Raw genomic sequence first — 22,923 nt, forward strand, 5'->3', positions numbered from 1 at the left:
GCAAACGGCTTTCGGACGGCAAGTCAGGCCACGCGTGTGACGGCGGACGTGCGCGCGGCGATACGCGCGCGCGGACGTTTATGCGTACATGTGCGCGCACGCGCAGCGTACATCCTGGCGGTAAGTCAATGGTGCGTGTTCACGTCAGGCTGAAAAAACTTATCCCCGTTTTGAAGGGCGCTAGCGGGCGCGCATGGATTTGCGGGTCGTGCGGGAGGGAGCGGCGTCCCGCAACTGAGCGGTCAGGAACCTTGCCGAGGCGGACGAGAAGCCACCGACATCCGAAGGTGCGCGCAACAAGGCGGCGAGATGAAGCGAGTGGAAGAGACGCGCGGCATTCGCCGCATCGTCTTCCGTCAGATCATAGGCGCGCTGCAGCAGGGTCGAGATGATGGCTTCGCGCGCTATGTCTGCCTTGTTGACCAGATCCCGGACCTTGCGATTGTTTGCCGCCAGCGTTCTGACGCCGATCTCCAGGCGATGGTTCACGCTGTCGGAGAGGCTTGCGAGCTTTTTCAGGCTTTCGGCCGCGCCAGGGCCAGCCAGGGCATTGCGTGCGATCGCGTCGGTTTCGGTGCGTCGCCATCGTTCGCCGACGGCGACGAGGAAATCATCCACCGATTTGAAGTGATGATAGAAGGAGCCCTTCGTCAGCTTTGCGCGCTCGCAGAGGCGGTCGACCGTCAGCGCGCCGGGACCGTGGCGGGCGAGGCTGCGGACGCCGAACTCGACCCAATGATCGCGGTTCCAGCGGCTACCGCCGCGAGGTGTGGACTCCCGTTCTTTCATACCATACGGTATCGTATGTTATTGGAAGCATGTCAATCCAGTTTAGCCACATGCCAAATCCAGCTTGAGCCAAAGGACGGTCTTCATGGTGCGAAAACTTGCGATCGCGGCGGCTGCCGCAATTTCCTTCGGCATGGCGGGGCCGGCACCGGCGTCGCCGGAACAGGGAGCGCAGAACGAGATGAAGCTCTTCGCATTTGTCTATCGGCAGGGCCCCGCATGGGAAGAGGGGCGAAGCATGAGAGAACAGGCGCTGGGTCCGCATGCGGAGTTCATGCAGCGCCTGATGGACGACGGACGGCTGCTGGCGGCGGGGCCTTTGCTGGAAACGAATGGCGGGCTTGCCGTCATCCGCGCACGCGACAGGGATGAGGCGGCGGAGCTTCTTGCCGCCGATCCGGCGATTGCCGGCGGCATCTTCACCGCCGAGGTCAATTCATGGTTCGTGACGTTCGATGCGGGTGTTCCGCTCAAGGCGGCCGACTGACGGCAACCGCTTCAGAAAAGCGGTTCCTCGTAGACGGGTTCGCCTTCGAGACGAAGGCGCTTGATCGCCCCTTCGCCGTCTCTGCCGAGCGCCACATCGACGGTGAGATTTCCAGCGTTGCGCTGGTCCTCCAGCGAGCGGCCTTCGCCTTCGGGTACGAAGTAGCTTTCGATGCCATAGGCGATGGTGGCGGTGCCGCAATCGAGGCAGGGCATTTCTTCGCCATCGGCGGGCGAGGCCACGGGGCGGGCGTCGATGACCCAGGAAACGCGGCCGCGGATGATTTCATTTCCCGCTGCCGGTTCGCGATGGTCGCGCCATGCGGCGACGGGCTGCCAGAGATCGCCGGCGGGCGCGAGTTCGACATGGATCGTGTCGCCCTGCGCGAAGCCATCGTCGCCTTCAAGGGTGTCGAGGCGGAGGCGCGATATTTCGTAGTTCAGGATGACGTAGTCGCCGCGGAAGAGATCGCGCGGGTCGACGGGCTCTGTCTTCAATGTGACGACGCTTTCGGAGCGGAGCAGCGAGACGCGGTCCCAGACCATGACAGCGAGGAAAAGCGATTGCCCGAGCGCGAGGGCGATGAGGGCGAGGCCGAAGCGGGCGTTCATGGCGCGTCTCCTTCGCTCGCGGCTTTCACCAGACGGCGGCGCATTCGCTCCATGACGATGCTGCCGGCGATGAGCAGAACGCCGCCGAGGGCGAAGAAGAGCGCCGTGCTGAGAAGATCGCCCAGCGTTTCAAAATAGAGGTAGAGGACCTCGGCGGCGAAAGCGACGAAGCCGAAATTGACGGCGAAGCGGCTGCCGCGCCCGGTGCCATAGGAGACGAGCCATGCGGCGAGGACGAGGAAGGCGGCGGCATAGAGCCAGGGAATGGTTTCCCCGGCGCCCGATCTCAGCACGGGGAACAGAAGAGCGAGGACCGCCAGCGCGCCGATGCCGATGATGTGGCGGGCTTCGAGCTTGCTTCTTGCGATGCAGAGGAAGGCGAGCCCGGCGACGACCACGGCCATGAGGCCCGTCACCAAGGGGCCGGCGGCGGAGGAGGCGATTTCATTATCGGAGGGCGCGGTCTGGAAAATCCAGAAGATCGCGAAGGCAAAGGCGATTGCATATGCTTCCGCGATGGAAGCGAAGCGCGGGCCGCGCTCGGAGAGCAAGACAGCGGCGAGCCAGATCGCCAGCATTTCCAGCAGAATAATGATGGCGAGTTGCGTTTCGACGATGCCATAGGTCTCGACGATGGCTTGCGCGTTCATCGCCTGCCAGATGAGGCCGGCGATCAGAGAGAGATGCAGCCCGGGCGACCATGAAAGACGCAGCGACAAAACGAGGGCGGCGGCCCAGGGCAGCCAGAAGCTCCAATGCGGCGAGACGGCGCCGGGCATTTCCACCACGAAATATGTCCAGACGACAGTAAGTAGAATGCCGAGGGCAAGGGCGGGGCGTGACGGAAGGAGCCATGCGGTGGAGAGGGCGGCGATGCACCATGCGAGCACGCCCGCCGGATCGTCGGTGACGATGTGATAAATCTGGGCGATGAGCATGATGCCTGCGCCAAAAAGGCCGAGGCCTATCAGCACGGCGGCTTGCGCCAGAGCCGGATGATCGCGCTTCTGGAGGAGGAAAGCGGCGATATAGGCCGCCCACATGGCGCCGAAGATCATGATGAGTTTGGCGAGCTTTGAAATCTCCGCCCAGTTGGCGGCGACGAAGCTCATGACGGCGAAGCCGATCAGCACCGCGCCGAGAATGGCGAGGACGCCGGGCATGCGCCGCGTGGCGGCAGGCTCGCGGGCGGAGAGGAGGATGGATTCGGCGTTTGCCGGTGTGACCCAGCCCCGCTCGATCCACAGATCGAGATCGTGCTTCAGGCGCTGCAAGTAGATGCGCTGCCACATGGGGAGCCCTGTTTCTCTCCGGGTGGGAAAACGGCTGATGACGACTCAAACCCGATACGGAGCCGATTATCCGGGGCGGGGGCCCGAAGTCAAAGCGCGGATCGGGACGGCGGCAAGGACGGGAGATTCCTGCGATTTGCATGTATCTCCTTGTCGGATGCGGCGGAATGTCGCATCATTGGCCAGAAAGGTTGCCGGTGCTGCTGGGGGGTGCGCAACGGCAAGGGGGGCCGCTCGACGGTCCAACTGGGAGGAAATGCCGATGAATGTTGCAGCCATCCTGAAGGCCAAAGGCTCCGATGTCGCGACCGTGAGCCCGCAGACCACATTGTCGGAGGTCGCGACGTTCCTCACCGAGCGGCGCATCGGCGCTGTTGTCGTCATGCAGGACCGCAAGGTGCTGGGCATCGTTTCGGAGCGCGACATCGTGAAGGCCGTTGCGCGCACCGGCGCGCAGGCGCTCGGCGCGCCGGTGCGGGACGTGATGACGTCGCGTGTCGTGACCTGCGGCCTCAATGATTCCGTCGACGAGCTGATGGATTCCATGACCATGGGCCGCTTCCGCCACCTTCCCGTGATCGAGGATGGCGAGCTTGTGGGCATCGTGTCGATCGGCGACGTGGTGAAGCACCGGATCGCCGAGACGGTGATGGAGACGGAAGCACTGCGGCTCTATATCGCCAACGGCTAGACGCTCTACTGCATGATCTCGATGGTTTCGAGGATCCGAGGGATCGCCTCCTCGGCGGCCTCCTCGCCGAGCCTTATCAACTCGTCGGCGCGGTCGAAATCGAGCAGGCTCAGATGTCCCACCTGCGGCGCGATCATGATGTCGGGCGGGTCGCCCGCCATGCGCATGCGCGCCAGCCTGTCCTGCACAATGTTGAGCGAAGCGAGCATGACGCTGGCGATGCCGGGGCCACGCTGGCTGCCGCCGACGACGCGGCGCATCAACTCGCTTTCGGGATTGCGTTTCCAGCTGAAATTCTTGAGACCCTGCCTGATCCTGTCGGCCACGGCGGGGGTCGTTTCAGCGGCGTCCTTCACAAGCTCGGCCGCGCCTTCGGTGGCGGCCCCGTCTTCTTCCTGTTCCGCGGCATTCTGCAGGTTCAGTTCCTCTTCGATCTTCTCCTCGATGTCGTGGAAAAGATCGTCATCGGGCAAGCGCGGCGGCGAGGAGCGGATATAGCCCGGATAGACCGCCTCATGCGCGCGGCGGCGCGCGGCGGGATCGAAGGGATCGGTGTTGAGGTTGACGGCGATGACGACGCGGGCGCCGAGCGCGCGGGCGACGGAGACGGGGACCGGGTTCACCAGCGCGCCATCGATCAGCCAGCGGCCATCGACAGCGACCGGCGGGAAGACGCCGGGGAGCGCATAGGAAGCGCGGATCGCCTGAATGAGATTGCCCTTGTGCAGCCAGAGTTCATGGCCGGTGGTGAGCTCGGTCGAGACGCCGACGAAAATCTGTTTCAGGTCTTCGATGTTGATGTCGGCAAGCTGTTCGCGCATCAGTTCGGCGAGCTTGGAATCGCCGATGAGGCCGGAGGAGCGGAAGCGGAAATCGAGAAGGCCCAACATGCGGCGGCGCGTCAGCGAGCGCGCGAAATCCTCAAGCGGTTCGAGCTTGTCGGCGACGAGGCAGCCGCCGACCAGGGCGCCGATGGAGGTGCCGGAGACGATGTCGGCTTCTATGCCCGCGCGCTTCAGCGTTTTCAGGACGCCGATATGGGTCCAGCCGCGCGCAACGCCGGCGCCGAGAGCTATGCCGATTTTTGGGCGGGGCATACGTAACTGCTTCATGGTCAAGGGTACTCGAAAGAATGCAACAAGGCCGCTCTCATACCAAGCGGCAGACGGTATATGGGGATGAAATGTGACGGAATTCGAGCGCGGAGGATGTCAGTGGCGGTGACGATAAAAATACAATGTCATGCCCGGGCTTGACCCGGGCATCCAGGGCGAGGAAGTGAGGCGTAAGAGTCTTGTGAAGAGAGACGCCGCTTTGCGGCTACTGGATTGCCGGGTCAAGCCCGGCAATGACAGGACTATTTAAGTTCAGTGCTCGTGGCTGTGCAGTTTCGTCGCGCCTGTGGCTTCGAGTTTCGCGGGCTCGCCTTTCGGAACGCGGCGATAGAAGCAGGAGCGGTAGCCGACGTGGCAGCAGCCGCCATCGCCCGCGACATCGACCTTGAGCCAGACGGTGTCCTGATCGCAGTCGGTGCGAAGCTCGATAACGGTTTGCACCTGACCCGAGGTTTCGCCCTTGTGCCAGAGCTCGTTGCGGGAACGGCTCCAGTACCAGGCTTCGCCGGTTTCGACGGTGCGGGCCAGCGCCTCGGCGTTCATCCAGGCGACCATGAGAAGCTCGCCCGTCTTCGCGTCGGTCGTGACGGCGGTGATGAGGCCGTCGCGGTCGAATTTGGGCGAGAAGGTTGTGCCTTCCTCGATTTCCTGCGCGGTGCCGCGCGGGGCGAAGGGGGATGTGCCAGTCATATTTCTCGTTTCCAATTGAAAAGGCCCCGCCATTCAGATGAAGGCGGGGCCTCTTGTCAAAGCCGTATGGCTTTTGAAGGTCAGTATCCGCGGATCATCTGCATGAACCGGCTTTCCATGCGGGGATCGTCGCGGAAGACGCCGGTGAACTGCGTGGTGATGGTGGCGACATCCGGCTTCTTGATGCCGCGCGTCGTCATGCATTGATGCTTCGCCTCGATGAGGATGGCGACGCCTTGCGGCTGGAGCGCGGCATTGATGGTTTCCGCGATCTGGGCCGTCATCGTCTCCTGCGTCTGGAGGCGCTTGGAATAGATCTCGATGACGCGGGCGAGCTTCGATATGCCGACGACCTTCTTGGTCGGGACATAGGCGACATGTGCCTTGCCGAGAATGGCCACCATGTGATGCTCGCAATGCGACTCGATGTTGATGTCGCGGAGCATGACCATGTCGTTATAGCCTTCGACTTCCTCGAAGGTGCGGGTCAGTTCCTTGTAGGGGTCTTCGTTGTAGCCCTCGAAGAACTCCTCATAGGCGCGCACGACGCGGCCGGGGGTGTCGATCAGGCCTTCACGTTGCGGATTGTCGCCCGCCCAGGCGATGAGGGTGCGCACGGCGGCTTCCGCCGCCTCGCGGCTCGGCTTCTCGACTTGCGTCAGGCGCTCGTCATCCGGCTGGGCGCGGAGCCCATCAACTGCAGCATTCATGTCCATTCGACCAATCTCGTCTAGGGGTTTCCCGGCCATACGGCCCTTCTTTCGGGACCGTTCGTCCGGTTCAAGTCACAGGCCGTTCCATTGCCGGAACCGCCCATTTTGCCCATCAAGCACGGGGTCTTATGCCATGCTGAAGCTGATGTGACATCGTCTCAACCATGCATATAGCCTTGCGGAAAGGGGCTATCAAGGGTGCGTTAAACGCAGGGTTGCGCAAAATCGGGGGGCGGGCCGGTTCGTATTTTCAGGGTTTTGGACGCAGAAAAGCGGCTGCCGGTTCTCTTTTGCGGCGTTTTTGGTTAATTCTTAAACCTTGCCGGGCAGCATCGGCTCGGCTAACAGAGTGGCAGACGGTCCACAGGATTTGATGGTCATGACGCGCCGGACGACATGTTGTCGAACTTCGCTCCACCCCTCCTTCGTTTTTTGGGGTGGATGCGCGGACTGCTGCGCAGGCACCCGCACCGCCGACTGAAGGCCCGTGATGAAGGCGGGCCGCCAGGGAAGCCCACGCCGAACCACATCAAGGCCTGACCGATGAATACCCAGCCCAACAAGTTGAAGCTCTCGCTCTACAACACGCTGACGCGGCAGAAGGAAATCTTCGAGCCGGCGGAGCCCGACCGCGTGACGATGTATGTCTGCGGGCCGACGGTCTATAACCGCTCGCATATCGGCAATGCGCGGCCGGCGGTCGTGTTCGACGTGCTGGCGCGGCTGCTGCGGCGGCTTTACCGGCATGTCGTTTATGCGCGGAACATCACGGACATCGAGGACAAGATTATCGCCGCCGCGAAAGAGGCGGGCGTCGATATTTCCGTCATCACGGAGAAATATGCGCGGATATACCGCGAGGATATGGGCGCGCTCGGCGTGTTGGCGCCGGATATCGAGCCGAAGGCGACGGAAAGCATCGCCGAGATGATCTCGATGATGGAGCGGCTGATCGCGAGCGGGAACGCCTATGCGGCGGAGGGCCATGTGCTCTTCAACGTGCCGAGCTTTGCGGAATATGGGCGGCTTTCCGGGCGGGACCGGGACGACATGATCGCGGGCGCGCGCGTCGAAGTGGCGCCCTACAAGAAGGACCCGGCGGATTTCGTGCTGTGGAAACCGTCGACGCCGGAGCAGCCGGGCTGGGATAGCCCGTGGGGACGCGGGCGGCCGGGCTGGCATATCGAATGCTCGGCGATGATCGAGAAGCATCTCGGAGAGACAATCGACATTCATGGCGGCGGCATCGACCTGCAGTTCCCGCATCACGAGAACGAGCTGGCGCAATCGTCCTGCGCGCATGGCCACACGCCGCTCGCGCGGTTCTGGCTGCATAACGGCTTCGTGAACATGGGCAGCGAAAAGATGTCGAAATCGCTCGGCAATGTGCTGCTGGTGCATGAGCTGCTCGCGCAGGCGCCGGGCGAGGCGGTGCGGCTTGCGCTGCTCAACGCGCATTACCGGCAGCCGCTCGACTGGTCGGATGAGGGGCTGGCGCAGGCGAAGCGGATGCTCGACCGGCTTTACGGCGCGCTGCGGGCGCTTTCGGATGTGAAGGCGGAGCCGACAAACGACGCGGCGCCCGATGCCTTCATGGAGGCGCTGGCGGACGACCTCAACACGCCGAAGGCGCTGGCGGTGCTGTTCGACCTAGCCAAGCGGGCCAATACGGAGACGGACCCCGGCACGAAGGCGCAGCTCAAGGCGGCGCTGATCGGGGCGGGCCGGCTTCTCGGCGTGCTCGAAATGGACCCCGAAGCCTGGTTTGCAGGGGCGGGGGCGGCTTCCCATATAGACGGGGAGGAAGTGGAGCGGCTGATCGCGGCGCGCAATGCCGCCCGCAAGGCGAAGGATTTCGCCGAGGCCGACCGCATCCGCGGCGCGCTTGCCGAGATGGGCGTGGCGATCGAAGATGGGCCGCAAGGCACAAGCTGGAGAGTGGCGAGCTAGATGCTCAACGAAATCTACAACAAGCGCATTCTCGAACTCGCATCGGATATTCCGCATGGCGAGCGGCTTGCCGCGCCTGACGCCTCGGCGACGGCGGTGTCGAAGCTCTGCGGCTCCAAGGTGACGGTCGATGTGAAGCTCGACGGCGAGGGTCGGGTTGTGGATTACGGCGCCGACGTGAAGGCGTGTGCGCTGGGGCAGGCGTCGTCCTCTATCATGGCGCGGCATGTGATCGGCGCGAGCGCGGCCGAGCTGCACGAGATCGGCGCTGCGATGAGGCGGATGCTGAAGGAAGGCGGCGAGCCGCCGCGCGAGATCTATGGCGGCAAGTGGAAAGACCTCGAAGTGCTGGAGCCTGTGCGCGAGTACAAGGCGCGGCATGCCTCGACGTTGCTCGTATTCGACGCGGTGGAAGAGGCGGTGGACGCCGCGCTGGCCGAAAAAGGGAGTGGTACTGCGCCGCAGACCGGGACCCTCACTAGCACCGGCCCGGCCGCTTAGGCGCCGGGCCCGACCGCTCCCGCGCGACCCCGCGCCCGGGCGGCTTTTTCCCAGACGAATCAGACGGATAGGCCGGAAGGCGCCGAGGGTGCCTGCAAGTTGTGCCGATTCCAATTAAAAGCTAACAAGTGCGTGTAACAAGGGGACTTCCGATCCCATGCGGCGCGATCCTTTGTCGCTCATCATGCGCGGGCTGATCCGGTTCTATCAGTGGTTCATATCGCCGCTGATCGGGCCGAAATGCCGGCATTTGCCGACCTGCTCGGACTATACGATGCAGGCGATCGAGCGGCATGGAGCATGGCGCGGCGGATGGCTGGGGCTGGCGCGGATCGCGCGGTGCCACCCATGGGGGAGCCACGGTTTCGACCCGGTGCCGGAGCGGCTGGCGGACCAGCCTTTCTGGGCGCCGTGGCGATATGGAAGCTGGCGGATGGAAGAACAACGCGACTGCACGCACGGAACGCATTGAGAGAGACAAATGATAAAGCTGAAACTTCCAGACGGTTCCGTTCGCGAGCATGAAGTGCCGCTCGACGGGCTCGCCTTTGCCGAGAGCATCGCGAAGTCGCTGGCGAAGAAGGCGGTCGCGATCAAGATCGACGGCCAGATGAAAGACCTCTCCACGGTGATCGACCGCGATGCCGAGGTGGAGATCGTGACGCGCGAGACGCCGGACGGCGTCGACCTGCTGCGCCACGATGCCTCGCATGTGATGGCGGAAGCCGTGCAGGAGCTTTTTCCGGGCACGCAGGTGACGATCGGGCCGGTGATCGAGAACGGCTTTTATTACGACTTCGCGCGGGCAGAGCCCTTCAAGGCGGAAGACCTCGAGAAGATCGAGCAGCGGATGCGCGAGATCGTGGACCGCGACGAGACGATCACGCGGGAAGTGTGGGACCGCGACGCGGCGGTCGAGTATTTCAAGAAGATCGGCGAAATCTACAAGGCGGAGATCATTGCCTCCATTCCGGCGGGCGAGCAGGTGTCCGTCTACCGGCAGGGGAACTGGCTCGATCTCTGCCGGGGACCGCATCTGCCCTCGACGGGGAAGCTCGGCAAGGCGTTCAAGCTTACGAAGCTCGCGGGCGCATACTGGCGGGGCGACAGCCGCAACGAGATGCTCCAGCGCATCTATGGCACGTGCTGGGCGAACGAGAACGACCTCAAGGCTTACCTCACGATGGTGGAGGAGGCGGAGCGCCGCGACCACCGCAAGATCGGCCGCGAGATGGACCTGTTCCATCTGCAGGAGGAAGCGCAGGGCTCGGTCTTCTGGCATCCGAAGGGATGGCGCATCTGGCAGGCGCTGGAACAATATGTCCGCAGGCGGATCGACGCGGCGGGCTATGTGGAAGTGAGGACGCCGCAGCTTCTCGACTCGAAGTTCTGGGAGCAGTCCGGCCATTGGGGCAAGTATCGCGAGAACATGTTCGTGGTGCCGGACGAGGTGCCGTCGACGGATGAGGACGCGCCTGTGCTTTCCGGCAAGGCGAAGCTCATGGCGATCAAGCCGATGAACTGCCCGGCGCATATCCAGATTTTCAAGCAGGGCGTGAAATCCTATCGCGACCTGCCGCTGCGGATGGCGGAGTTCGGCTGCTGCCACCGCAACGAGCCGCATGGCGCGCTGCACGGGCTGATGCGTGTGCGCCAGATGACGCAGGATGACGCGCATATCTTCTGCACGGAAGACCAGATCAAGGAAGAGACGGAAGCCTTCGTGGCGCTGCTCGAAAGCGTTTATGAGGATATGGGCTTCACGGGCACGAAGCTCCGGCTGGCGACGCGGCCCGATGTGCGGGCCGGTACGGACGAGACGTGGGACAAGGCGGAGAAGGCACTTGAAGAGGCGCTGAAGGCGCTTGGCAAGGAGTTCGACTTCGCGCCGGGCGAGGGCGCGTTTTACGGGCCGAAGCTCGAATTCCATCTGCGCGACGCTATCGGCCGCTCATGGCAGCTCGGTACGCTGCAGCTCGACTTCGTGCTGCCGGAACGTCTCGATGCGTCCTATATCGGCGAGGACGGCAACAAGCATCGCCCGGTGATGCTGCATCGCGCGATTTTGGGTTCGCTCGAACGCTTCATCGGCATTCTGATCGAGAATTACGAGGGACGCTTCCCGATGTGGCTGGCGCCGGTTCAGGCGGTGGTGACGACGATCACTTCCGACGCCGACCCCTATGCCGAAGAGATGCTGCAGAAGCTGCGCGATGCAGGCATTCGCGCGGAGCTCGATCTTCGCAATGAGAAGATCAACTACAAGGTGCGCGAGCATTCGGTGGCGAAGGTGCCGGCGATCTTCGTGGCCGGCAAGCGCGAGGCGGAGGAGGGGACTGTGTCGATCCGCCGTCTCGGTTCGCAGCAGCAGCAGACGATGAAGCTCGACGAGGCGATCAAGGCGCTGGCGGAAGAGGCGACGCCGCCTGATATGCGATAGCGCTCTGGCTGAGCGATGTGAGTGGCCCGTCCTCCTTTGTAATAAAGGTGGGCGGGCTTTTTTTATGGACAGGTACGGAGCGTGCCGCCCTGGATTGCCGGGTCAAGCCCGGCAATGACATTGTTTTTTAGAACTGGTTTTGGATGCTCACGGCAGGTTCAGCTGCCAGGAGATTCCGTAGCGGTCGCTGAGCCAGGTGAAGCGTTGGCTGAAGCCGTAATTATCGAGGGGCATCATCACCGCGCCGTCCTTGCCGAGGATGGCGGCGATCCTTTCAAGTTCTTCGAGCGAGGGAAGATCGACGAAGAAGGAGAAGGATGGCGTGAAGGTGAAGGCGTGTTTTGCCGGGCTGTCGATGCACATGACCGTTTGCCCGGCGAGGGTGAAGCTCGCGAGCTGCACCGTGCCTTCGGGGCCGGGTTCGCCCGGTCCATATTTGTTCATGCTGTCGATGCGGCTGCCGGGGAAGAGCGAGACGTAGAGGTTCATCGCTTCCTCCGCGTTGCCTTCGAACATCAGGAAGGGTCTGATCGTCGTGCCGGTCATCCTGTTTCCTCCTGCGCTTACTTTTCCGAATAGCGCTTTCTGTATTCGTCCTCAATGCCGTCGAAGGCTTCCCAGAAGGGGGTTTTCGGATTGCCTTCGAGCTGTTCGGCGAGCATCGCGAGGTGGGTGTGCCAGCCACCCGAGAAATTGATTGCGTCGCTGACGCCGGAGACGCGGCGGTGGGTGAGGACGAGGCGGACCTTGTCGCCTTGTTCCGTCAGTTCGATTTCCACAACCGAGCCCTTGGGGTCCATGTCTTCGTCCCAGGTGAAACCGAGGCGATGAGGTGGCTCCCAGATCGTGACGACATGCTTGCTGTCGAAGGGGCCGGCATATTTCCTGAAGCGTTCAGGCGGCGCGGAGGGGTGGGGCCCAATATTCGAATTGTCGAAGACAATGTCCATTTTGCCGCCGACGCGCGGCTCCATGGGGCCGGCCGCGAACCAGAGGCCGCGCAGTTCGGCATCCGTCAGATATTTCCAGACGCGCTCGATCGGGCCGGGGAGCAAGCGTTCGAAGCGGACGGTGTGATTGTCGACCAGGGTGCCGTATTCACTCATCGGATTACCTCGCGGGAGTTATTCGGGGCTGTCATTGCTTCCTGTCTCGCTCCGCCGCCGCGAGAAGTTCGCGCTCCAATGCATCGAGCTTCGGGCCCCAGAAGCGGCGGATATTCGCGAGCCAGGTTTCGATGCCCTCGATGCCCTGCGGGTCCAGTGAATAGATGCGGCGCTGCGCATCGACGCGAACGCGGACGAGGCGGGCGGATTTCAGGGCCTTCAGGTGTTGCGAGACGGCAGGTGCGCTCATTTCGAAACGGCGCGCGATGTCGCCAGCCGCAAGTTCGCCGGCGGCGAGCATTTCGACGATCTGCCGCCGGGTGGGGTCTGCCAATGCCGTGAATGTTTCCATGTTTCTTATTTTCACATTTGACTTAATTAAGTCAATGCGAAATTTAAAAGCCGTGGCGGGGCGGTATCGGACAGAAGCGTGTGGCTATGGTTAAATCCAGCCACGGGGTACTGCTGCAGAACGCCGGTGAGGGGCCTTCAAGATGATGCTTTCAACGAAATGGCGGGGTGCGATGTTCGCGCTCGGGCTGGCTTGCGCTTTCGGCCCCGCGCGGGCGGATGTGCCGGAGCCGGCCACGGCAACGATGACGCCGGTGGCGAGCGGGGGCGAGGTGCTGAGCCCTGAGCTTTACCAGACGCCCGAGGGCTTTCGCTGGCGCATCACCAAAACCGCGTGGACGGAGAGCGACGAGCGCGCCTTTGGCGAATTCGTGACCGCGATCGGCGAGAGCAATTGCCGGACCTTCGATGAATGCCTGAAGGGGCCGTGGAACATCTACCGGACGAGCGATCCGAAAGGCATGTTCTTCTATGCCGATTGCGCGGACCTGCCTTATGCGCTGCGCGCCTATTTCGCCTGGAAGACGGGATTGCCGTTTTCCTACACAAGCGGCGTGGCGGCGGTGGGGCAGTCGAGGGATCTGCGCTATTCGCGCTATGGCAATTACGTCTACAAGCGCACCGATGTGGTTCCCTCCGTGGAAGGAGCATTTCCGAACGGACGCAGCGTTCTCAACGCCATCAACAATGTCGTTTCGACGGCGATGTACCGTTTCGCGCCTTCGCCGTCGCGCGGCGACCTGTTCGATTTCTATCCGGTGAAGATCGCCAAGGGGTCGATCCGTCCCGGCACCGTGATCTACGATCCGAACGGACATGTGGCGGTCGTCTACAGCGTGGACGAAGAGGGACGCATCCGCTTCATCGACGCACATCCCGACAATTCGTTGACGCGCGGCAGCTATGGCAAGCGGTTCGTGCGTGCCTCTGCGCCAATGGGTGCGGGCTTCAAGAACTGGCGGCCGATGAAGCTTGCCGGGGCGAGGCAGGGCGCCGACGGCACATGGTATGGCGGGCGCGTGGTGCTGGCAGCGGACCATGAGATCGCCGACTGGTCGGACGAACAATTTTACGGGAACGGTTCGCCCGCCGCAAAGCAATGGGCTTCGGCAATCTTCATCCATGACGGACAGCGGCTCGACTATTACGACTATGTGCGGCAGGCGGTTGCGGGCGGCAATGTCACTTACGATCCGATCATGGAAACGCGGCTGATGGTGCGCGAGCTGTGCGACGATCTTCACTACCGCGCGCAATCGGTCGATGTGGCGGTGATGGCGGGGCTGCACCGGCAGGCGCAACCGGCGCGGCTGCCCGACAATATTTACGGCACGACCGGCGACTGGGAAACCTATTCGACGCCGTCGCGCGATGCGCGGCTGAAGACCTCATTCGTGGAGTTGCGCGAGCTGGTGGAACGCTTCATCGGCATGGCGGAGAAAGGCGATCCGAAACTCGACTATGAAGGGGGCAGTCTTGCGAAGGATTTGAAGGCGGCCTATGCGGAAGAGGCCGGCGCCTGCGAGGTTGCCTATACCGCGAGCGACGGCTCTTCGCGGCGCATGAGTTTCGAGGAAGCGCGGGCGCGGGTCTTCGGGTTTTCGTTCGATCCCTATCACTGCCCGGAACTTCGCTGGGGCGCGCGCTCGGCCGACGAGCTTGCCACATGTCCTGACGGAGAAACAAAGCGCGCCTGGTATGACGCGCAGCAGCGCCTGCGCAACCAGATCGACCGGACCTATGACGTGCGGATGGGTTTCACGCTGGCGGACCTCAGGAGGGGTGCATCCGGGAGCGGGGCGGACGCGGCGCCGGATACGGATGTGATGGCGGCGCTTCGGCGGCATGTGGCGGAGGGACAGGGCAACGGACTTCGGGCCGCTTCGTCCGAACCGTGAGCTAGAAGCTGTACCAGATTGCGAAACGCAACACTGTCTCCTCAATGGTGCTGCGGCCGATGATCGTCTGCTCGATGCCTGTTTCCGCCGACCAGCCGGGTGCGAAATGCCGCGGCAGGGTATGGACGGTGGAGAAGCCGAGCTTGCTCGACTGATAGAGCTCATCATTGGCGGTGGATTTCAACGCGACGGTGTTCAGGCTTTTCAGCAGGAACATGATGTCCGGCCAGGGCTTGATACCGAGGGTGACGTCGGCGCGGGCTTCGTCGGGCCTTTGCCGGTCGCGATACCGGTAGGCGACCTCCTGCACCGAGAAGATGTTCATGCCATAAAACATATCGCTTCGTGCCATGACGATACCGAATTCAGTATCGACGTCGCCGCTGCGCGTTGCGGCGGGGTCGTTTCCGTTTTCCATCAGATGAAGCGTTATGAGGGGTTGCAGCGAGTAGAGCGTTTCCTTCCACGTGCCGAGGGCGATGCGCGCGCCGGCCTTGAGGCGAGACAGGCCGGCATTGGAAAACTCATAGCCGAAGTAATCCGTCTCTTCGCTCGTGTAGGCGGCTTCGCCGATCAGGGTGAGGTTTTCGAGAAGACCATATTCGGCATAGGGCGCGATCTCGAGCTTGGTGTAGCGGCTGGTCGAGCGCTTGTTGCCGTCGGCGTTGTATCTTTCATCCGCCGAGAGCCAGGTGATGCTTGTGATGATTTCGCCGCTGCCGGGCGCAAGCGGCCAGCCGCCCGCACAAACCTCGCCGCCCATGAGCGACATGGCGAAGAAGCAGACCATAAATATGTTATTGCGCGGTAGGAATCGCCGCACAGAAAGCCCCCCTGGCATTAAGGCCATGGTGACGGGCAGGCTTGTCTAAGTAAAGCGGGGAGCCTAAGTAAAATGCGAGCTCCCGCGCGCCGCCTATATGGAAGAGGATTTTCTTTTGGCCCGATCCCAGGAAACCATCGATCTCCTGCTCACGCGCCGCTCCGCGAAGGCGCTGACCATGGTGGAACCGGGGCCGAGCGAGGACGAGCTTCAAACGATCCTGCGGGCGGGGGCGCGGGTGCCGGATCACGGCAAGCTGGCGCCATGGCGCTTCATCGTCTTCCGGGGCGAGGCGCGGGGACAATTCGGCGCGGTGCTGCGGGATGTCTATGCGCGGGCCCAGCCTGGCGCCACCAATGACCAGCTCGATTTCGAGGCAGGACGGCTGACGCGCGCGCCGGTGGTTGTCGCCGTGATATCCCGCGTGACGCCGGGGATAAAGATTCCGGAGTGGGAGCAGCTTCTGTCCGCGGGCGCGGTCTGTCAGAACATGCTGATCGCGGCGACGGCGCTCGGCTTCGGCGCGCAATGGCTGACGGAATGGTATGCGTTCGATGCGAAGGTGAATGAGGCGCTCGGCCTTGGCGAGAACGAGAAGGTTGCCGGCTATCTCTATTTCGGCAGCGAGAGCGTACCCAAGGACGAACGTCCGCGCCCGGAGCTTTCGGAGATCACCTCCGAATGGGCGGCGAAAGGCTGACGCCTAGTTTCCCTTGTAGTTCGGCGTGCCGCGCACTTCGCCTTCGGAGAAGCGCGTGAGCGCCGCAGCCTGAGCGACCGCAAGGCCGGCCTTCCCGTCCACGACCTCCTTGCGTCCTGCGTCGCCCCGGAAGAGCGTGCGCCTGTTGTCGAACAGGAATGAAACCACGACGAGGCCGAGCAGGAGCCCGACCGCGATTGCCGCACCGCCGCTTTGCAGATAGATCATGCCCGTCACGCCGATGCAGAAAGCGGCGAGCAGCACGGCCAGAATGATCTTGAAGGTCCTCATAAGGTACCCCTACGGCTTCCGGTTGGCTCGGTCAGACGACAATATAGCGCGAAATTGTATCGAAACGGAACAAGGGAAGGGCGGGCATGGCCGGCGGCGCGGGGCGAAAGCCGAGGGGCATCCTGTTCGACAAGGATGGAACCTTGTTCGACTATCACGGAACCTGGGGCCCGATCCTCGTCGAAGCGGCTGAAATGGCCGCGCGTGAGCGGCGCGACCTTGTGCCGGAGATGCTGTCGGTCATTGGCTTCGATCCGGCGACGGCGCGGGTCGCGGCGGGCAGCATTGCCGGGGCGGGAGATACGTTCGGGCTGGTGGATGCGTGGATCACGATTGCCGGCGGGTGGGAGAGGGCGGCGCTGATCGCGGCGCTGGACGGGCTCTTCATCCGGCTGGCGCCGGAGCGGTCGCTGCCGGTGACGGATCTGCCGGTGTTCTTCAGGGGGCTGAAGGACAGGGAGATCAGGACAGGCATTGCCACCAACGATGTGGCGGAATCGGCGCGGGCGACGATCCTGCGGTTCGGGCTTGAGACCTATATCGAATTTTCGGCCGGGTATGACAGCGGGCATGGGCAGAAGCCGGGGCCGGGCATGGCGCTCGCCTTTTGCGCGGCGGTGGGGCTCGCGCCCCATGAGATTGCCGTGGTGGGGGACAACAGCCATGACCTCGAAATGGGCCGAAGGGCGGGCGCGGCGCTCAATATCGGCGTGCTGACGGGGACTAGCGGGCGCGACGATCTCGCGCCGCTTGCCGATCACGTTATCGGGAGCATTGCGGAACTGCCGGCGCTGCTGGACGAGCTGGGCGGCTAGGCGAGATCCCAGATGGATTTGAAGTCCCGCGTTTCGCCGAGGAGGCGCTGGGCGGGCGTTTTCTTGTCGATATGGCCGATCAGGTTCATGTAGGTGCCGAAGCCGCAGAGTTCCTGGAGGCGCGGCTCGAAGGTCTTCACGAGGTCGAGCGGGAGACCGAGCTGCTGGTTCTCCTGCTGACGGATGAAGCCGGCGCAGTAATTCATGGCGATGCCGACACGGCGCGCGCCGGACTTGTTGGCGCCGCCGCCATGCCAGAGGCTGCCATGCCAGATGAGGACGGAGCCTTTCGGCATCTCGGCGGGGATGCTGTCGTAATGCGTTCCGTATTCGGGGGAGCGGTCCCATTTATGAGTACCGGGGATAATGCGCGTGGCGCCGTTCTCCTCGGTGAAATCCGTCAATGCCCACATTGAATTGCAGACGAAGGGCGCGTGGGGCTTTGCCACCGGCATCACCTGATCGTCGGCATGGATCGGCTGGCTCTTTTCGCCGGGGTCGATCGAGATGGAGGAGAGCGAGGAGATCAGGCAGCCCTTGTCCAGCACGCCTTCGATGACGGGAAGGACGGATGAATGGACGGGGATGCGCTGGAAGACGGCGCCGAAGGCGAGCAGGTTGTAGATGCGGACGGTATGGTGCCCCTCGAAGCCGTTTTTCGCGGGCACCACATTCATGTCGCGCTCAAGGCGAAGCAGCGTTTCGTTCAGCTCGTCTATGAGAGCCGGTTCGATGGCGTTTTCGACGATGGTGTAGCCTTCGGCATCAACGGTGGCGATGTGGCGGTTTGCTTCTTCCGGTGTCATTTTCTCCTCCCCGCCAGCCGCATGATACGTGCGGCGGCGGTTTCGTCCAGATCAGCGCCAGCTTGTCGGCTTCACGTCGAAGGCAAGGCTGATGCGTTGCACGTCGCCCGAGAAGGGCAGCGTGCGGTGGAAGAGATATGAGGGGAAGAAGAGAGCGTCGCCCTCTCGCGGCTCATAGGCAATCGTCTTCGGTTCGAACTTCGCATCGAATTCCGGTGGCGGATGGCCGAATTCAATCCAGCCGTCATGGCTGCCTTCGCCCGTGCCGAGGGCGGGCGGGAGGGCGACATAATAGACGCCGCTCATCCAGCCGCCGACATGGATATGCGAATGCTGGTGGCCGCCTTCGGAGAGCAGCGTGCCCCAGAGATCGAGATGGTAGGTCTTTGGCACTTGCCCCCGGTATGGGTGGCCCGGCTGCGGCTTGATACTGTCGAAATGGGCGTCGATGGCGCGGCGAAGGGATTTCTCAAAGGCAATGAAAGGCTCGCGCGGCGCGTCGAGCAGGAGGCCGGTCTGGCCGCCCTTGCGGGTCGCCTTTCCGAGCGGCTCCCATGTGACGGTGGGATCTTCTTTCAGGGCTTTTGCGAGCGCGGAGTTGAGATCGGCGAGGCTTGCATAGCCTTCGGGTGGCGTCAGCGTTGCGCGGCTGACGAGATTGCCGATTTCAGCGCGGTAGCCTGACGGCATGTCGCCGAATTCCTGCGCGCGGGCGAAGGGAAGCCATGCCGCCGCGCGCCGTTCCGGGCCATGGGTGGCGAGGGCACGCTCGAAGATTTCGGCGGCTTCGCGCGCGGCGCCGAGCTTGAGGCGCGCCATGCCGAAGCTGACATATGAGAGCGTGTCTTTTGGATTGAGGGCGACCGCTTTCTCGTAGGCGGCGGCGGCGGCCTCGATGTTTCCACGCTTCTGCTCGGCATTGCCCAGATTGCCATAGGCGGCGGCGAGGTTCGGGTTGCCCTTGATTGCGGTCTGCAGTTCCTCGACGGCTTCGTCGGTGCGTTCCTGCCGCAGGAGAACCATGCCGAGCTGCATGTGATAGGCGGGGATGGGCCGGTTTTCCAGAGCGCGGCGATACTGAGCTTCTGCGTCCGTGAAACGGTTTGCGCGCTGATAGAGCTGGCCGAGCGTGGCGGCGATGCCGGCGTGAGCGGGGAAGAGGGTGGCGGCATGATGGTAATGGTCCATCGCGTCGCCCCAGCGGCCGGCCTGCTGCAACAGGCGGCCGAGGTTCATCCAGGGGGTCGGTTCGGTGGGCGCAAGTTTCAGCGCGTAGCCGAGCAATTGCTCCGCCTCTTCCAGCCTGCCGCTTTCGACGACGATGGAGGCGAGCAGTGCCAGGGCATCGGGGTCTTCCGGCGTTTCAGCCAGGAGCGCGCGGCACTTTTCCTCCGCGATGCGCTTGCGGCCCTCTTTCAGAAGGGTGAGGACATCGCTGTAGCGGTCGGGAAGGGCGGTCTCGGCGGCGGTTTCAGTGCTCAAGTTCTTGTCCATTCATCGGCGGAGCGAGGTTCAACCTGCATAGCGGCGCGGAACCCGTCAATCCCATATCCTGGCCTATGTCGGCGGGGCGGCCATGCTGCATGTATCACAAACGGGTGTCATATTGGCGGCGGAGAAAGATTCGTTACCGGAAGGCTTGATGGATGACCGATCTACGCACCGTTTCCTTTGGAGAAGCCTTCGGGATATGGGCGAAGATCGGCTTTCTGAGCTTTGGCGGCCCGGCCGGGCAGATCGCCCTCATGCACCGCATTCTGGTGGATGAGAAGAAGTGGCTGAGCGAGCCGCAATTCCTTCATGCGCTCAATTTCTGCATGTTGCTGCCGGGGCCAGAGGCACAGCAGCTTGCGACCTATTCGGGCTGGCTGCTGCATGGCCTGAAGGGTGGGCTGGCAGCGGGACTGATGTTCATCCTGCCGGGCGTGGCGGTGATGCTAGGCCTCAGCATGCTTTATGCGGCTTATGCCGATCTCGGGCTGGTGGAGGCTGTGTTCTTTGGCATCAAGGCGGCGGTCTTCGCCATCGTGATCGAGGCGCTGATCCGCATTTCAAAAAGGGTTATGAAATCGGGCGCGCTTTATGCGGTGGCGGCTGCCGCTTTCGCCGCAATCTTCTTTTTCGACGTGCCGTTTCCATTGGTTGTCGCGGCGGCGGCGTTGTTCGGTCTGGCTGCCGCGAGGCGGGCGCCGTGGATATTCGGCGATACGCTGAAGGCGCCGGAGGAAGAAGAGCGGCGGGTCAATGGAGGCGATCATACGCGAGCGTCTCCGCGACGCACTTTCGTTACCGCTCTCGTGGGGCTCGCGCTGTGGCTCGGGCCGGTGGCGGCGCTGATCCTTTTCTTCGGCATGGGGCATGTGTTCGCGCAGGAGGCGGTTTTCTTCAGCAAGATGGCCGTCATCACCTTTGGCGGCGCCTATGCAGTGCTGGCCTATGTGGCGCAGGAGGCGGTGCAGAATTACGGCTGGCTCAATCCCGGCGAGATGCTGGACGGGCTTGGCCTCGCCGAGACGACGCCGGGGCCGCTGATCCTGGTGTTGCAGTTCGTGGGCTATCTCGCAGCGCATCGGGCGGAGACGGGGATAAATCCCGCGCTTGCGGGCGCCATCGGTGCGCTGGTGACGGTTTGGGTCACGTTTGCGCCGTGCTTCCTGTGGATTTTTCTCGGTGCGCCCTATGTGGAGCGGCTGCGGAAGGTCGCGACGCTCAATGCAGCCTTCACGGCGATCACGGCGGCGGTGGTCGGCGTGATCCTCAACCTTGCGATCTGGTTCGGACTGCATGTCCTTTTCGGCGAGGTGGAGGAAGTGCGGACGGGGATTTTGCGTCTTTGGATACCGGACACGGCCACGCTCGATCCATGGGCTCTCGCCCTGAGCGTGGCCGCGCTTGTCGCGGTATTGCGCTTTCACGCAGGCATGCTGCCGGCGCTCGGTATGGCGGCGGCGGCAGGCGTTGCGATCAGCTTTCTCTGAAACCTGGTGTCCTTCACCGTTTCATGGAAACGGTGAAGGACACCCAAGTCTTTGTTTTGTCGCGTTTTCGAACCGCAAAAGTGGCAGCCACTTTTGCTGAAAACGCTTTAGTCCGCCGCCTGAACGGACGGGACCTGACGCTGCGGGCCACGGATGAGGCGGCCGGGCATTTCGCCTGTCGCTTCTCCGTTTTCGAAAGTGACCGCGCCGTTGACGATGGTGGCGCGGTAGCCGTCGGCGCGCTGGATCATGCGGCGGCCATCGGCGGGAAGGTCGAAGACCATCTCCGGCGCGAGGATGCGGAGTTTCTCCAGGTCGATGATGTTGAGATCCGCCTTCATGCCGGGCGCCACGACGCCGCGATCGTTGAGGCCGTAGAGGCGAGCCGTATCGTGCGTCTGCATGCGCACCACTTCCTCGAGCGGCAGACGCTCGCCGCGCGAACGGTCGCGCACCCAATGCGTCAGCATGTAGGTGGGGAAGCTCGCATCGCAGATGACGCCGCAATGCGCGCCGCCGTCGGACAGGCTCAGCACCGTTGCCGGGTGGCGCATCATTTCGTGGATGTGGTCGAAGTTGAAGAGCGTGTAGTTGAGGAGCGGCAGGTAGACATATCCCCGGCCGTCCTTCTCCATCAGCATGTCATAGACGATTTCGGCGGGGTTCCTGCCCGTGCGCTCCGCAAGGGCGGCGACGCTGTCTTCGGCGCGGGGCTCGTATTCAAGCGTGCCGGTATTTTCAAGCCGGAACATGCGATCGAAGCCCTTGGTCAGGATACTGCCGAGGGGGCCGAACTCGCGCGGCTGATCTGCGATGATGCGGGCGCGGATTTCCGGGTCCTTCAGCTTTTCGAGACGCTCGGCGAAAGGAAGAGCGGCAATCTCGTAATAAGCGGGATGCGCGATGAAGGGATGCACCGTGCTCTGCCAGCCGAGCACCATGCCGGTGGGGCGGCAGGCGATCTGCGCGGTGACATTGGCGCCTTGCTTGCGGGCTTCGTCGGTGAGACGGAGCATGTCGCGCCACTTGTCCGGTTCGACGGGCGACTGGAGCAGGGCATAGGTGACGGGAAGGCCCGTCTCCGCGGAAAGCTCCTTCATCCAGTTGAATTCCTCTTCGGCCGGCGTCATGTCCGACGCCATTTCGAAGACGCCGTGGCCCGCCTTGCCGAGTGCGCGGCCAATGCCCATCAGCTCCGCCTTGTTGGCGAAGGTGCCGGGGACGGGTTCGCCGTCCTTCGAGAGATGCAGCATGGTGCGCGAGGTCGAGAAGCCGAGCGCGCCTGCGGCGATGCCTTCCTCGACGATCTTCGCCATCGCGGCAATGTCTTCGTCGGTCGCGGCTTCGTTGCGTGCGCCGCGCTCGCCCATCACATAGGCGCGGACGGAGCCATGCGGCACCTGCGTCGCGACATCGAGCACGCGCTTCTGCTTGTCGAGGCTGTCCATATATTCGGGGAAGGTTTCCCAGTTCCACTCGATGCCTTCGGCGAGTGCGGCACCGGGGATATCCTCTACGCCTTCCATGAGGCTGATGAGCCAATCATGCTTGTCGGGCCGGGCGGGCGCGAAGCCGACGCCGCAATTGCCCATTACGACCGTCGTCACGCCATGCCAGCAAGAGGGCGAAAGGAGCGGGTCCCATGTGACCTGGCCGTCGTAATGCGTGTGGATGTCGACCCAGCCCGGCGTGACGACGAGGCCGGTCGCGTCGATCTCGCGCCTTGCGGTACCGGTAACGGTGCCGACTTCGGTGACGATGCCGTTGTCGATGGCGACGTCGGCGATGCGCGCGGGCGCGCCCGTGCCGTCGGCCAGCAGTCCGCCGCGAATGATGAGATCGTGCATGATGGGCTCCTCCCCGGTTGCTTTGGGGA

General features: G+C 63.2%; 24 protein-coding genes. 10 read left to right on the top strand and 14 right to left on the bottom strand.

Going from position 1 to position 22,923, the window contains the following annotated elements:
• Window positions 1-180 precede the first annotated feature (180 nt).
• Window positions 181-789, bottom strand: coding sequence for a TetR/AcrR family transcriptional regulator (locus tag PLAV_RS13465; protein WP_012111577.1), 609 nt, complete (start codon window positions 787-789; stop codon window positions 181-183).
• 85 nt (window positions 790-874) lie between these two features.
• On the opposite strand from PLAV_RS13465, the gene PLAV_RS13470 reads away from it, so the two are divergent.
• Window positions 875-1,276 (top strand): YciI family protein, encoded by a 402-nt coding sequence (locus PLAV_RS13470; protein WP_012111578.1) that lies wholly within the window; start codon window positions 875-877, stop codon window positions 1,274-1,276.
• Between the two features lie 11 nt (window positions 1,277-1,287).
• Here the strand turns inward: PLAV_RS13470 and PLAV_RS13475 are convergent, their stop codons facing one another.
• Both PLAV_RS13475 and PLAV_RS19055 read right to left on the bottom strand, forming a co-directional pair.
• A complete protein-coding gene (locus tag PLAV_RS13475) occupies window positions 1,288-1,887 on the bottom strand; it encodes a GDYXXLXY domain-containing protein (RefSeq protein WP_012111579.1) in 600 nt (199 codons plus the stop codon).
• On the bottom strand, window positions 1,884-3,179 hold the full coding sequence (locus tag PLAV_RS19055) for a DUF2157 domain-containing protein (RefSeq protein ID WP_012111580.1): 1,296 nt from the start codon (window positions 3,177-3,179) through the stop codon (window positions 1,884-1,886). The genes PLAV_RS13475 and PLAV_RS19055 overlap by 4 nt, the downstream gene beginning before the upstream one ends.
• Window positions 3,180-3,441: 262 nt before the next feature.
• On the opposite strand from PLAV_RS19055, the gene PLAV_RS13485 reads away from it, so the two are divergent.
• Window positions 3,442-3,870, top strand: a complete 429-nt coding sequence (locus PLAV_RS13485) for a CBS domain-containing protein (protein WP_041536017.1) — start codon at window positions 3,442-3,444, stop codon at window positions 3,868-3,870.
• A gap of 5 nt (window positions 3,871-3,875) precedes the next feature.
• Here the strand turns inward: PLAV_RS13485 and PLAV_RS19910 are convergent, their stop codons facing one another.
• The 3 genes from PLAV_RS19910 to folE all read right to left on the bottom strand — a co-directional run bounded on the left by PLAV_RS19910 (window position 3,876) and on the right by folE (window position 6,385).
• Window positions 3,876-4,967 carry a patatin-like phospholipase family protein gene (locus tag PLAV_RS19910; protein WP_041536018.1) on the bottom strand — a complete coding sequence of 364 codons (1,092 nt, stop codon included), beginning with the start codon at window positions 4,965-4,967 and terminating at the stop codon, window positions 3,876-3,878.
• Between the two features lie 270 nt (window positions 4,968-5,237).
• Complete coding sequence (hisI, locus tag PLAV_RS13495) at window positions 5,238-5,675, bottom strand: phosphoribosyl-AMP cyclohydrolase (RefSeq protein WP_041536019.1); 438 nt, start codon at window positions 5,673-5,675, stop codon at window positions 5,238-5,240.
• An 80-nt stretch (window positions 5,676-5,755) separates the two neighbouring features.
• Window positions 5,756-6,385, bottom strand: a complete 630-nt coding sequence (gene folE, locus PLAV_RS13500; protein ID WP_041536735.1) for a GTP cyclohydrolase I FolE — start codon at window positions 6,383-6,385, stop codon at window positions 5,756-5,758.
• A gap of 546 nt (window positions 6,386-6,931) precedes the next feature.
• Here folE and cysS point away from each other — a divergent pair.
• The 4 genes from cysS to thrS all read left to right on the top strand — a co-directional run bounded on the left by cysS (window position 6,932) and on the right by thrS (window position 11,279).
• The gene (gene cysS / locus PLAV_RS13505) at window positions 6,932-8,338 is read left to right on the top strand and encodes a cysteine--tRNA ligase (protein WP_012111585.1); all 1,407 of its coding nucleotides are present in this window, start codon (window positions 6,932-6,934) and stop codon (window positions 8,336-8,338) included.
• Window positions 8,339-8,839, top strand: coding sequence for an iron-sulfur cluster assembly scaffold protein (locus PLAV_RS13510; protein ID WP_012111587.1), 501 nt, complete (start codon window positions 8,339-8,341; stop codon window positions 8,837-8,839).
• A 157-nt stretch (window positions 8,840-8,996) separates the two neighbouring features.
• Complete coding sequence (gene yidD / locus PLAV_RS13515; RefSeq protein WP_012111588.1) at window positions 8,997-9,311, top strand: membrane protein insertion efficiency factor YidD; 315 nt, start codon at window positions 8,997-8,999, stop codon at window positions 9,309-9,311.
• Window positions 9,312-9,320: 9 nt separating this feature from the next.
• Entirely contained in the window at window positions 9,321-11,279 is a 1,959-nt protein-coding gene (gene thrS, locus PLAV_RS13520; RefSeq protein ID WP_012111589.1) for a threonine--tRNA ligase, read from the top strand.
• 147 nt (window positions 11,280-11,426) lie between these two features.
• Here the strand turns inward: thrS and PLAV_RS13525 are convergent, their stop codons facing one another.
• The 3 genes from PLAV_RS13525 to PLAV_RS13535 are packed head-to-tail and all read right to left on the bottom strand — an operon-like array spanning window position 11,427 to window position 12,737.
• Complete coding sequence (locus tag PLAV_RS13525; RefSeq protein ID WP_012111591.1) at window positions 11,427-11,825, bottom strand: VOC family protein; 399 nt, start codon at window positions 11,823-11,825, stop codon at window positions 11,427-11,429.
• Window positions 11,826-11,842: 17 nt separating this feature from the next.
• Complete coding sequence (locus PLAV_RS13530) at window positions 11,843-12,385, bottom strand: SRPBCC family protein (protein ID WP_012111593.1); 543 nt, start codon at window positions 12,383-12,385, stop codon at window positions 11,843-11,845.
• 31 nt (window positions 12,386-12,416) lie between these two features.
• Window positions 12,417-12,737, bottom strand: a complete 321-nt coding sequence (locus PLAV_RS13535) for an ArsR/SmtB family transcription factor (protein ID WP_012111594.1) — start codon at window positions 12,735-12,737, stop codon at window positions 12,417-12,419.
• A gap of 142 nt (window positions 12,738-12,879) precedes the next feature.
• Here PLAV_RS13535 and PLAV_RS13540 point away from each other — a divergent pair, with 142 nt between their 5' ends.
• Window positions 12,880-14,634 (top strand): hypothetical protein, encoded by a 1,755-nt coding sequence (locus PLAV_RS13540; RefSeq protein ID WP_012111595.1) that lies wholly within the window; start codon window positions 12,880-12,882, stop codon window positions 14,632-14,634.
• Window position 14,635: 1 nt separating this feature from the next.
• Here PLAV_RS13540 and PLAV_RS13545 read toward each other — a convergent pair whose 3' ends face one another.
• Complete coding sequence (locus tag PLAV_RS13545; protein WP_041536020.1) at window positions 14,636-15,424, bottom strand: hypothetical protein; 789 nt, start codon at window positions 15,422-15,424, stop codon at window positions 14,636-14,638.
• A 130-nt stretch (window positions 15,425-15,554) separates the two neighbouring features.
• Here PLAV_RS13545 and PLAV_RS13550 point away from each other — a divergent pair, with 130 nt between their 5' ends.
• Entirely contained in the window at window positions 15,555-16,157 is a 603-nt protein-coding gene (locus PLAV_RS13550; protein WP_041536021.1) for a nitroreductase family protein, read from the top strand.
• Between the two features lie 3 nt (window positions 16,158-16,160).
• Here the strand turns inward: PLAV_RS13550 and PLAV_RS13555 are convergent, their stop codons facing one another.
• Window positions 16,161-16,448, bottom strand: coding sequence for a hypothetical protein (locus tag PLAV_RS13555; protein ID WP_012111598.1), 288 nt, complete (start codon window positions 16,446-16,448; stop codon window positions 16,161-16,163).
• Window positions 16,449-16,534: 86 nt separating this feature from the next.
• On the opposite strand from PLAV_RS13555, the gene PLAV_RS13560 reads away from it, so the two are divergent.
• Entirely contained in the window at window positions 16,535-17,263 is a 729-nt protein-coding gene (locus PLAV_RS13560) for an HAD family hydrolase (protein ID WP_012111599.1), read from the top strand.
• Here the strand turns inward: PLAV_RS13560 and PLAV_RS13565 are convergent.
• Together PLAV_RS13565 and PLAV_RS13570 are read right to left on the bottom strand one after the other, a co-directional pair.
• A complete protein-coding gene (locus PLAV_RS13565; RefSeq protein WP_012111600.1) occupies window positions 17,260-18,069 on the bottom strand; it encodes a phytanoyl-CoA dioxygenase family protein in 810 nt (269 codons plus the stop codon). The genes PLAV_RS13560 and PLAV_RS13565 overlap by 4 nt on opposite strands.
• Before the next feature lie 51 nt (window positions 18,070-18,120).
• Window positions 18,121-19,551 (bottom strand): tetratricopeptide repeat protein, encoded by a 1,431-nt coding sequence (locus tag PLAV_RS13570; RefSeq protein ID WP_168713204.1) that lies wholly within the window; start codon window positions 19,549-19,551, stop codon window positions 18,121-18,123.
• A gap of 164 nt (window positions 19,552-19,715) precedes the next feature.
• On the opposite strand from PLAV_RS13570, the gene chrA reads away from it, so the two are divergent.
• Complete coding sequence (gene chrA, locus PLAV_RS13575) at window positions 19,716-21,047, top strand: chromate efflux transporter (protein WP_012111602.1); 1,332 nt, start codon at window positions 19,716-19,718, stop codon at window positions 21,045-21,047.
• A gap of 107 nt (window positions 21,048-21,154) precedes the next feature.
• Here chrA and PLAV_RS13580 read toward each other — a convergent pair whose 3' ends face one another.
• Window positions 21,155-22,894, bottom strand: a complete 1,740-nt coding sequence (locus PLAV_RS13580; RefSeq protein ID WP_012111603.1) for an N-acyl-D-amino-acid deacylase family protein — start codon at window positions 22,892-22,894, stop codon at window positions 21,155-21,157.
• Window positions 22,895-22,923 lie beyond the last annotated feature (29 nt).

This window comes from Parvibaculum lavamentivorans DS-1, from assembly GCF_000017565.1.
GTDB lineage: Bacteria > Pseudomonadota > Alphaproteobacteria > Parvibaculales > Parvibaculaceae > Parvibaculum > Parvibaculum lavamentivorans.

What these genes read in the sequence shown, in the direction of transcription:
- PLAV_RS13465 (WP_012111577.1), bottom strand. Translation starts at nt 789, where the DNA reads ATGAAAGAACGGGAGTCCACACCTCGCGGCGGTAGCCGCTGGAACCGC.
- PLAV_RS13470 (WP_012111578.1), top strand. Translation starts at nt 875, where the DNA reads ATGGTGCGAAAACTTGCGATCGCGGCGGCTGCCGCAATTTCCTTCGGC.
- PLAV_RS13475 (WP_012111579.1), bottom strand. Translation starts at nt 1,887, where the DNA reads ATGAACGCCCGCTTCGGCCTCGCCCTCATCGCCCTCGCGCTCGGGCAA.
- PLAV_RS19055 (WP_012111580.1), bottom strand. Translation starts at nt 3,179, where the DNA reads ATGTGGCAGCGCATCTACTTGCAGCGCCTGAAGCACGATCTCGATCTG.
- PLAV_RS13485 (WP_041536017.1), top strand. Translation starts at nt 3,442, where the DNA reads ATGAATGTTGCAGCCATCCTGAAGGCCAAAGGCTCCGATGTCGCGACC.
- PLAV_RS19910 (WP_041536018.1), bottom strand. Translation starts at nt 4,967, where the DNA reads ATGCCCCGCCCAAAAATCGGCATAGCTCTCGGCGCCGGCGTTGCGCGC.
- hisI (WP_041536019.1), bottom strand. Translation starts at nt 5,675, where the DNA reads ATGACTGGCACATCCCCCTTCGCCCCGCGCGGCACCGCGCAGGAAATC.
- folE (WP_041536735.1), bottom strand. Translation starts at nt 6,385, where the DNA reads ATGAATGCTGCAGTTGATGGGCTCCGCGCCCAGCCGGATGACGAGCGC.
- cysS (WP_012111585.1), top strand. Translation starts at nt 6,932, where the DNA reads ATGAATACCCAGCCCAACAAGTTGAAGCTCTCGCTCTACAACACGCTG.
- PLAV_RS13510 (WP_012111587.1), top strand. Translation starts at nt 8,339, where the DNA reads ATGCTCAACGAAATCTACAACAAGCGCATTCTCGAACTCGCATCGGAT.
- yidD (WP_012111588.1), top strand. Translation starts at nt 8,997, where the DNA reads ATGCGGCGCGATCCTTTGTCGCTCATCATGCGCGGGCTGATCCGGTTC.
- thrS (WP_012111589.1), top strand. Translation starts at nt 9,321, where the DNA reads ATGATAAAGCTGAAACTTCCAGACGGTTCCGTTCGCGAGCATGAAGTG.
- PLAV_RS13525 (WP_012111591.1), bottom strand. Translation starts at nt 11,825, where the DNA reads ATGACCGGCACGACGATCAGACCCTTCCTGATGTTCGAAGGCAACGCG.
- PLAV_RS13530 (WP_012111593.1), bottom strand. Translation starts at nt 12,385, where the DNA reads ATGAGTGAATACGGCACCCTGGTCGACAATCACACCGTCCGCTTCGAA.
- PLAV_RS13535 (WP_012111594.1), bottom strand. Translation starts at nt 12,737, where the DNA reads ATGGAAACATTCACGGCATTGGCAGACCCCACCCGGCGGCAGATCGTC.
- PLAV_RS13540 (WP_012111595.1), top strand. Translation starts at nt 12,880, where the DNA reads ATGATGCTTTCAACGAAATGGCGGGGTGCGATGTTCGCGCTCGGGCTG.
- PLAV_RS13545 (WP_041536020.1), bottom strand. Translation starts at nt 15,424, where the DNA reads ATGGTCTGCTTCTTCGCCATGTCGCTCATGGGCGGCGAGGTTTGTGCG.
- PLAV_RS13550 (WP_041536021.1), top strand. Translation starts at nt 15,555, where the DNA reads ATGGAAGAGGATTTTCTTTTGGCCCGATCCCAGGAAACCATCGATCTC.
- PLAV_RS13555 (WP_012111598.1), bottom strand. Translation starts at nt 16,448, where the DNA reads ATGAGGACCTTCAAGATCATTCTGGCCGTGCTGCTCGCCGCTTTCTGC.
- PLAV_RS13560 (WP_012111599.1), top strand. Translation starts at nt 16,535, where the DNA reads ATGGCCGGCGGCGCGGGGCGAAAGCCGAGGGGCATCCTGTTCGACAAG.
- PLAV_RS13565 (WP_012111600.1), bottom strand. Translation starts at nt 18,069, where the DNA reads ATGACACCGGAAGAAGCAAACCGCCACATCGCCACCGTTGATGCCGAA.
- chrA (WP_012111602.1), top strand. Translation starts at nt 19,716, where the DNA reads ATGACCGATCTACGCACCGTTTCCTTTGGAGAAGCCTTCGGGATATGG.
- PLAV_RS13580 (WP_012111603.1), bottom strand. Translation starts at nt 22,894, where the DNA reads ATGCACGATCTCATCATTCGCGGCGGACTGCTGGCCGACGGCACGGGC.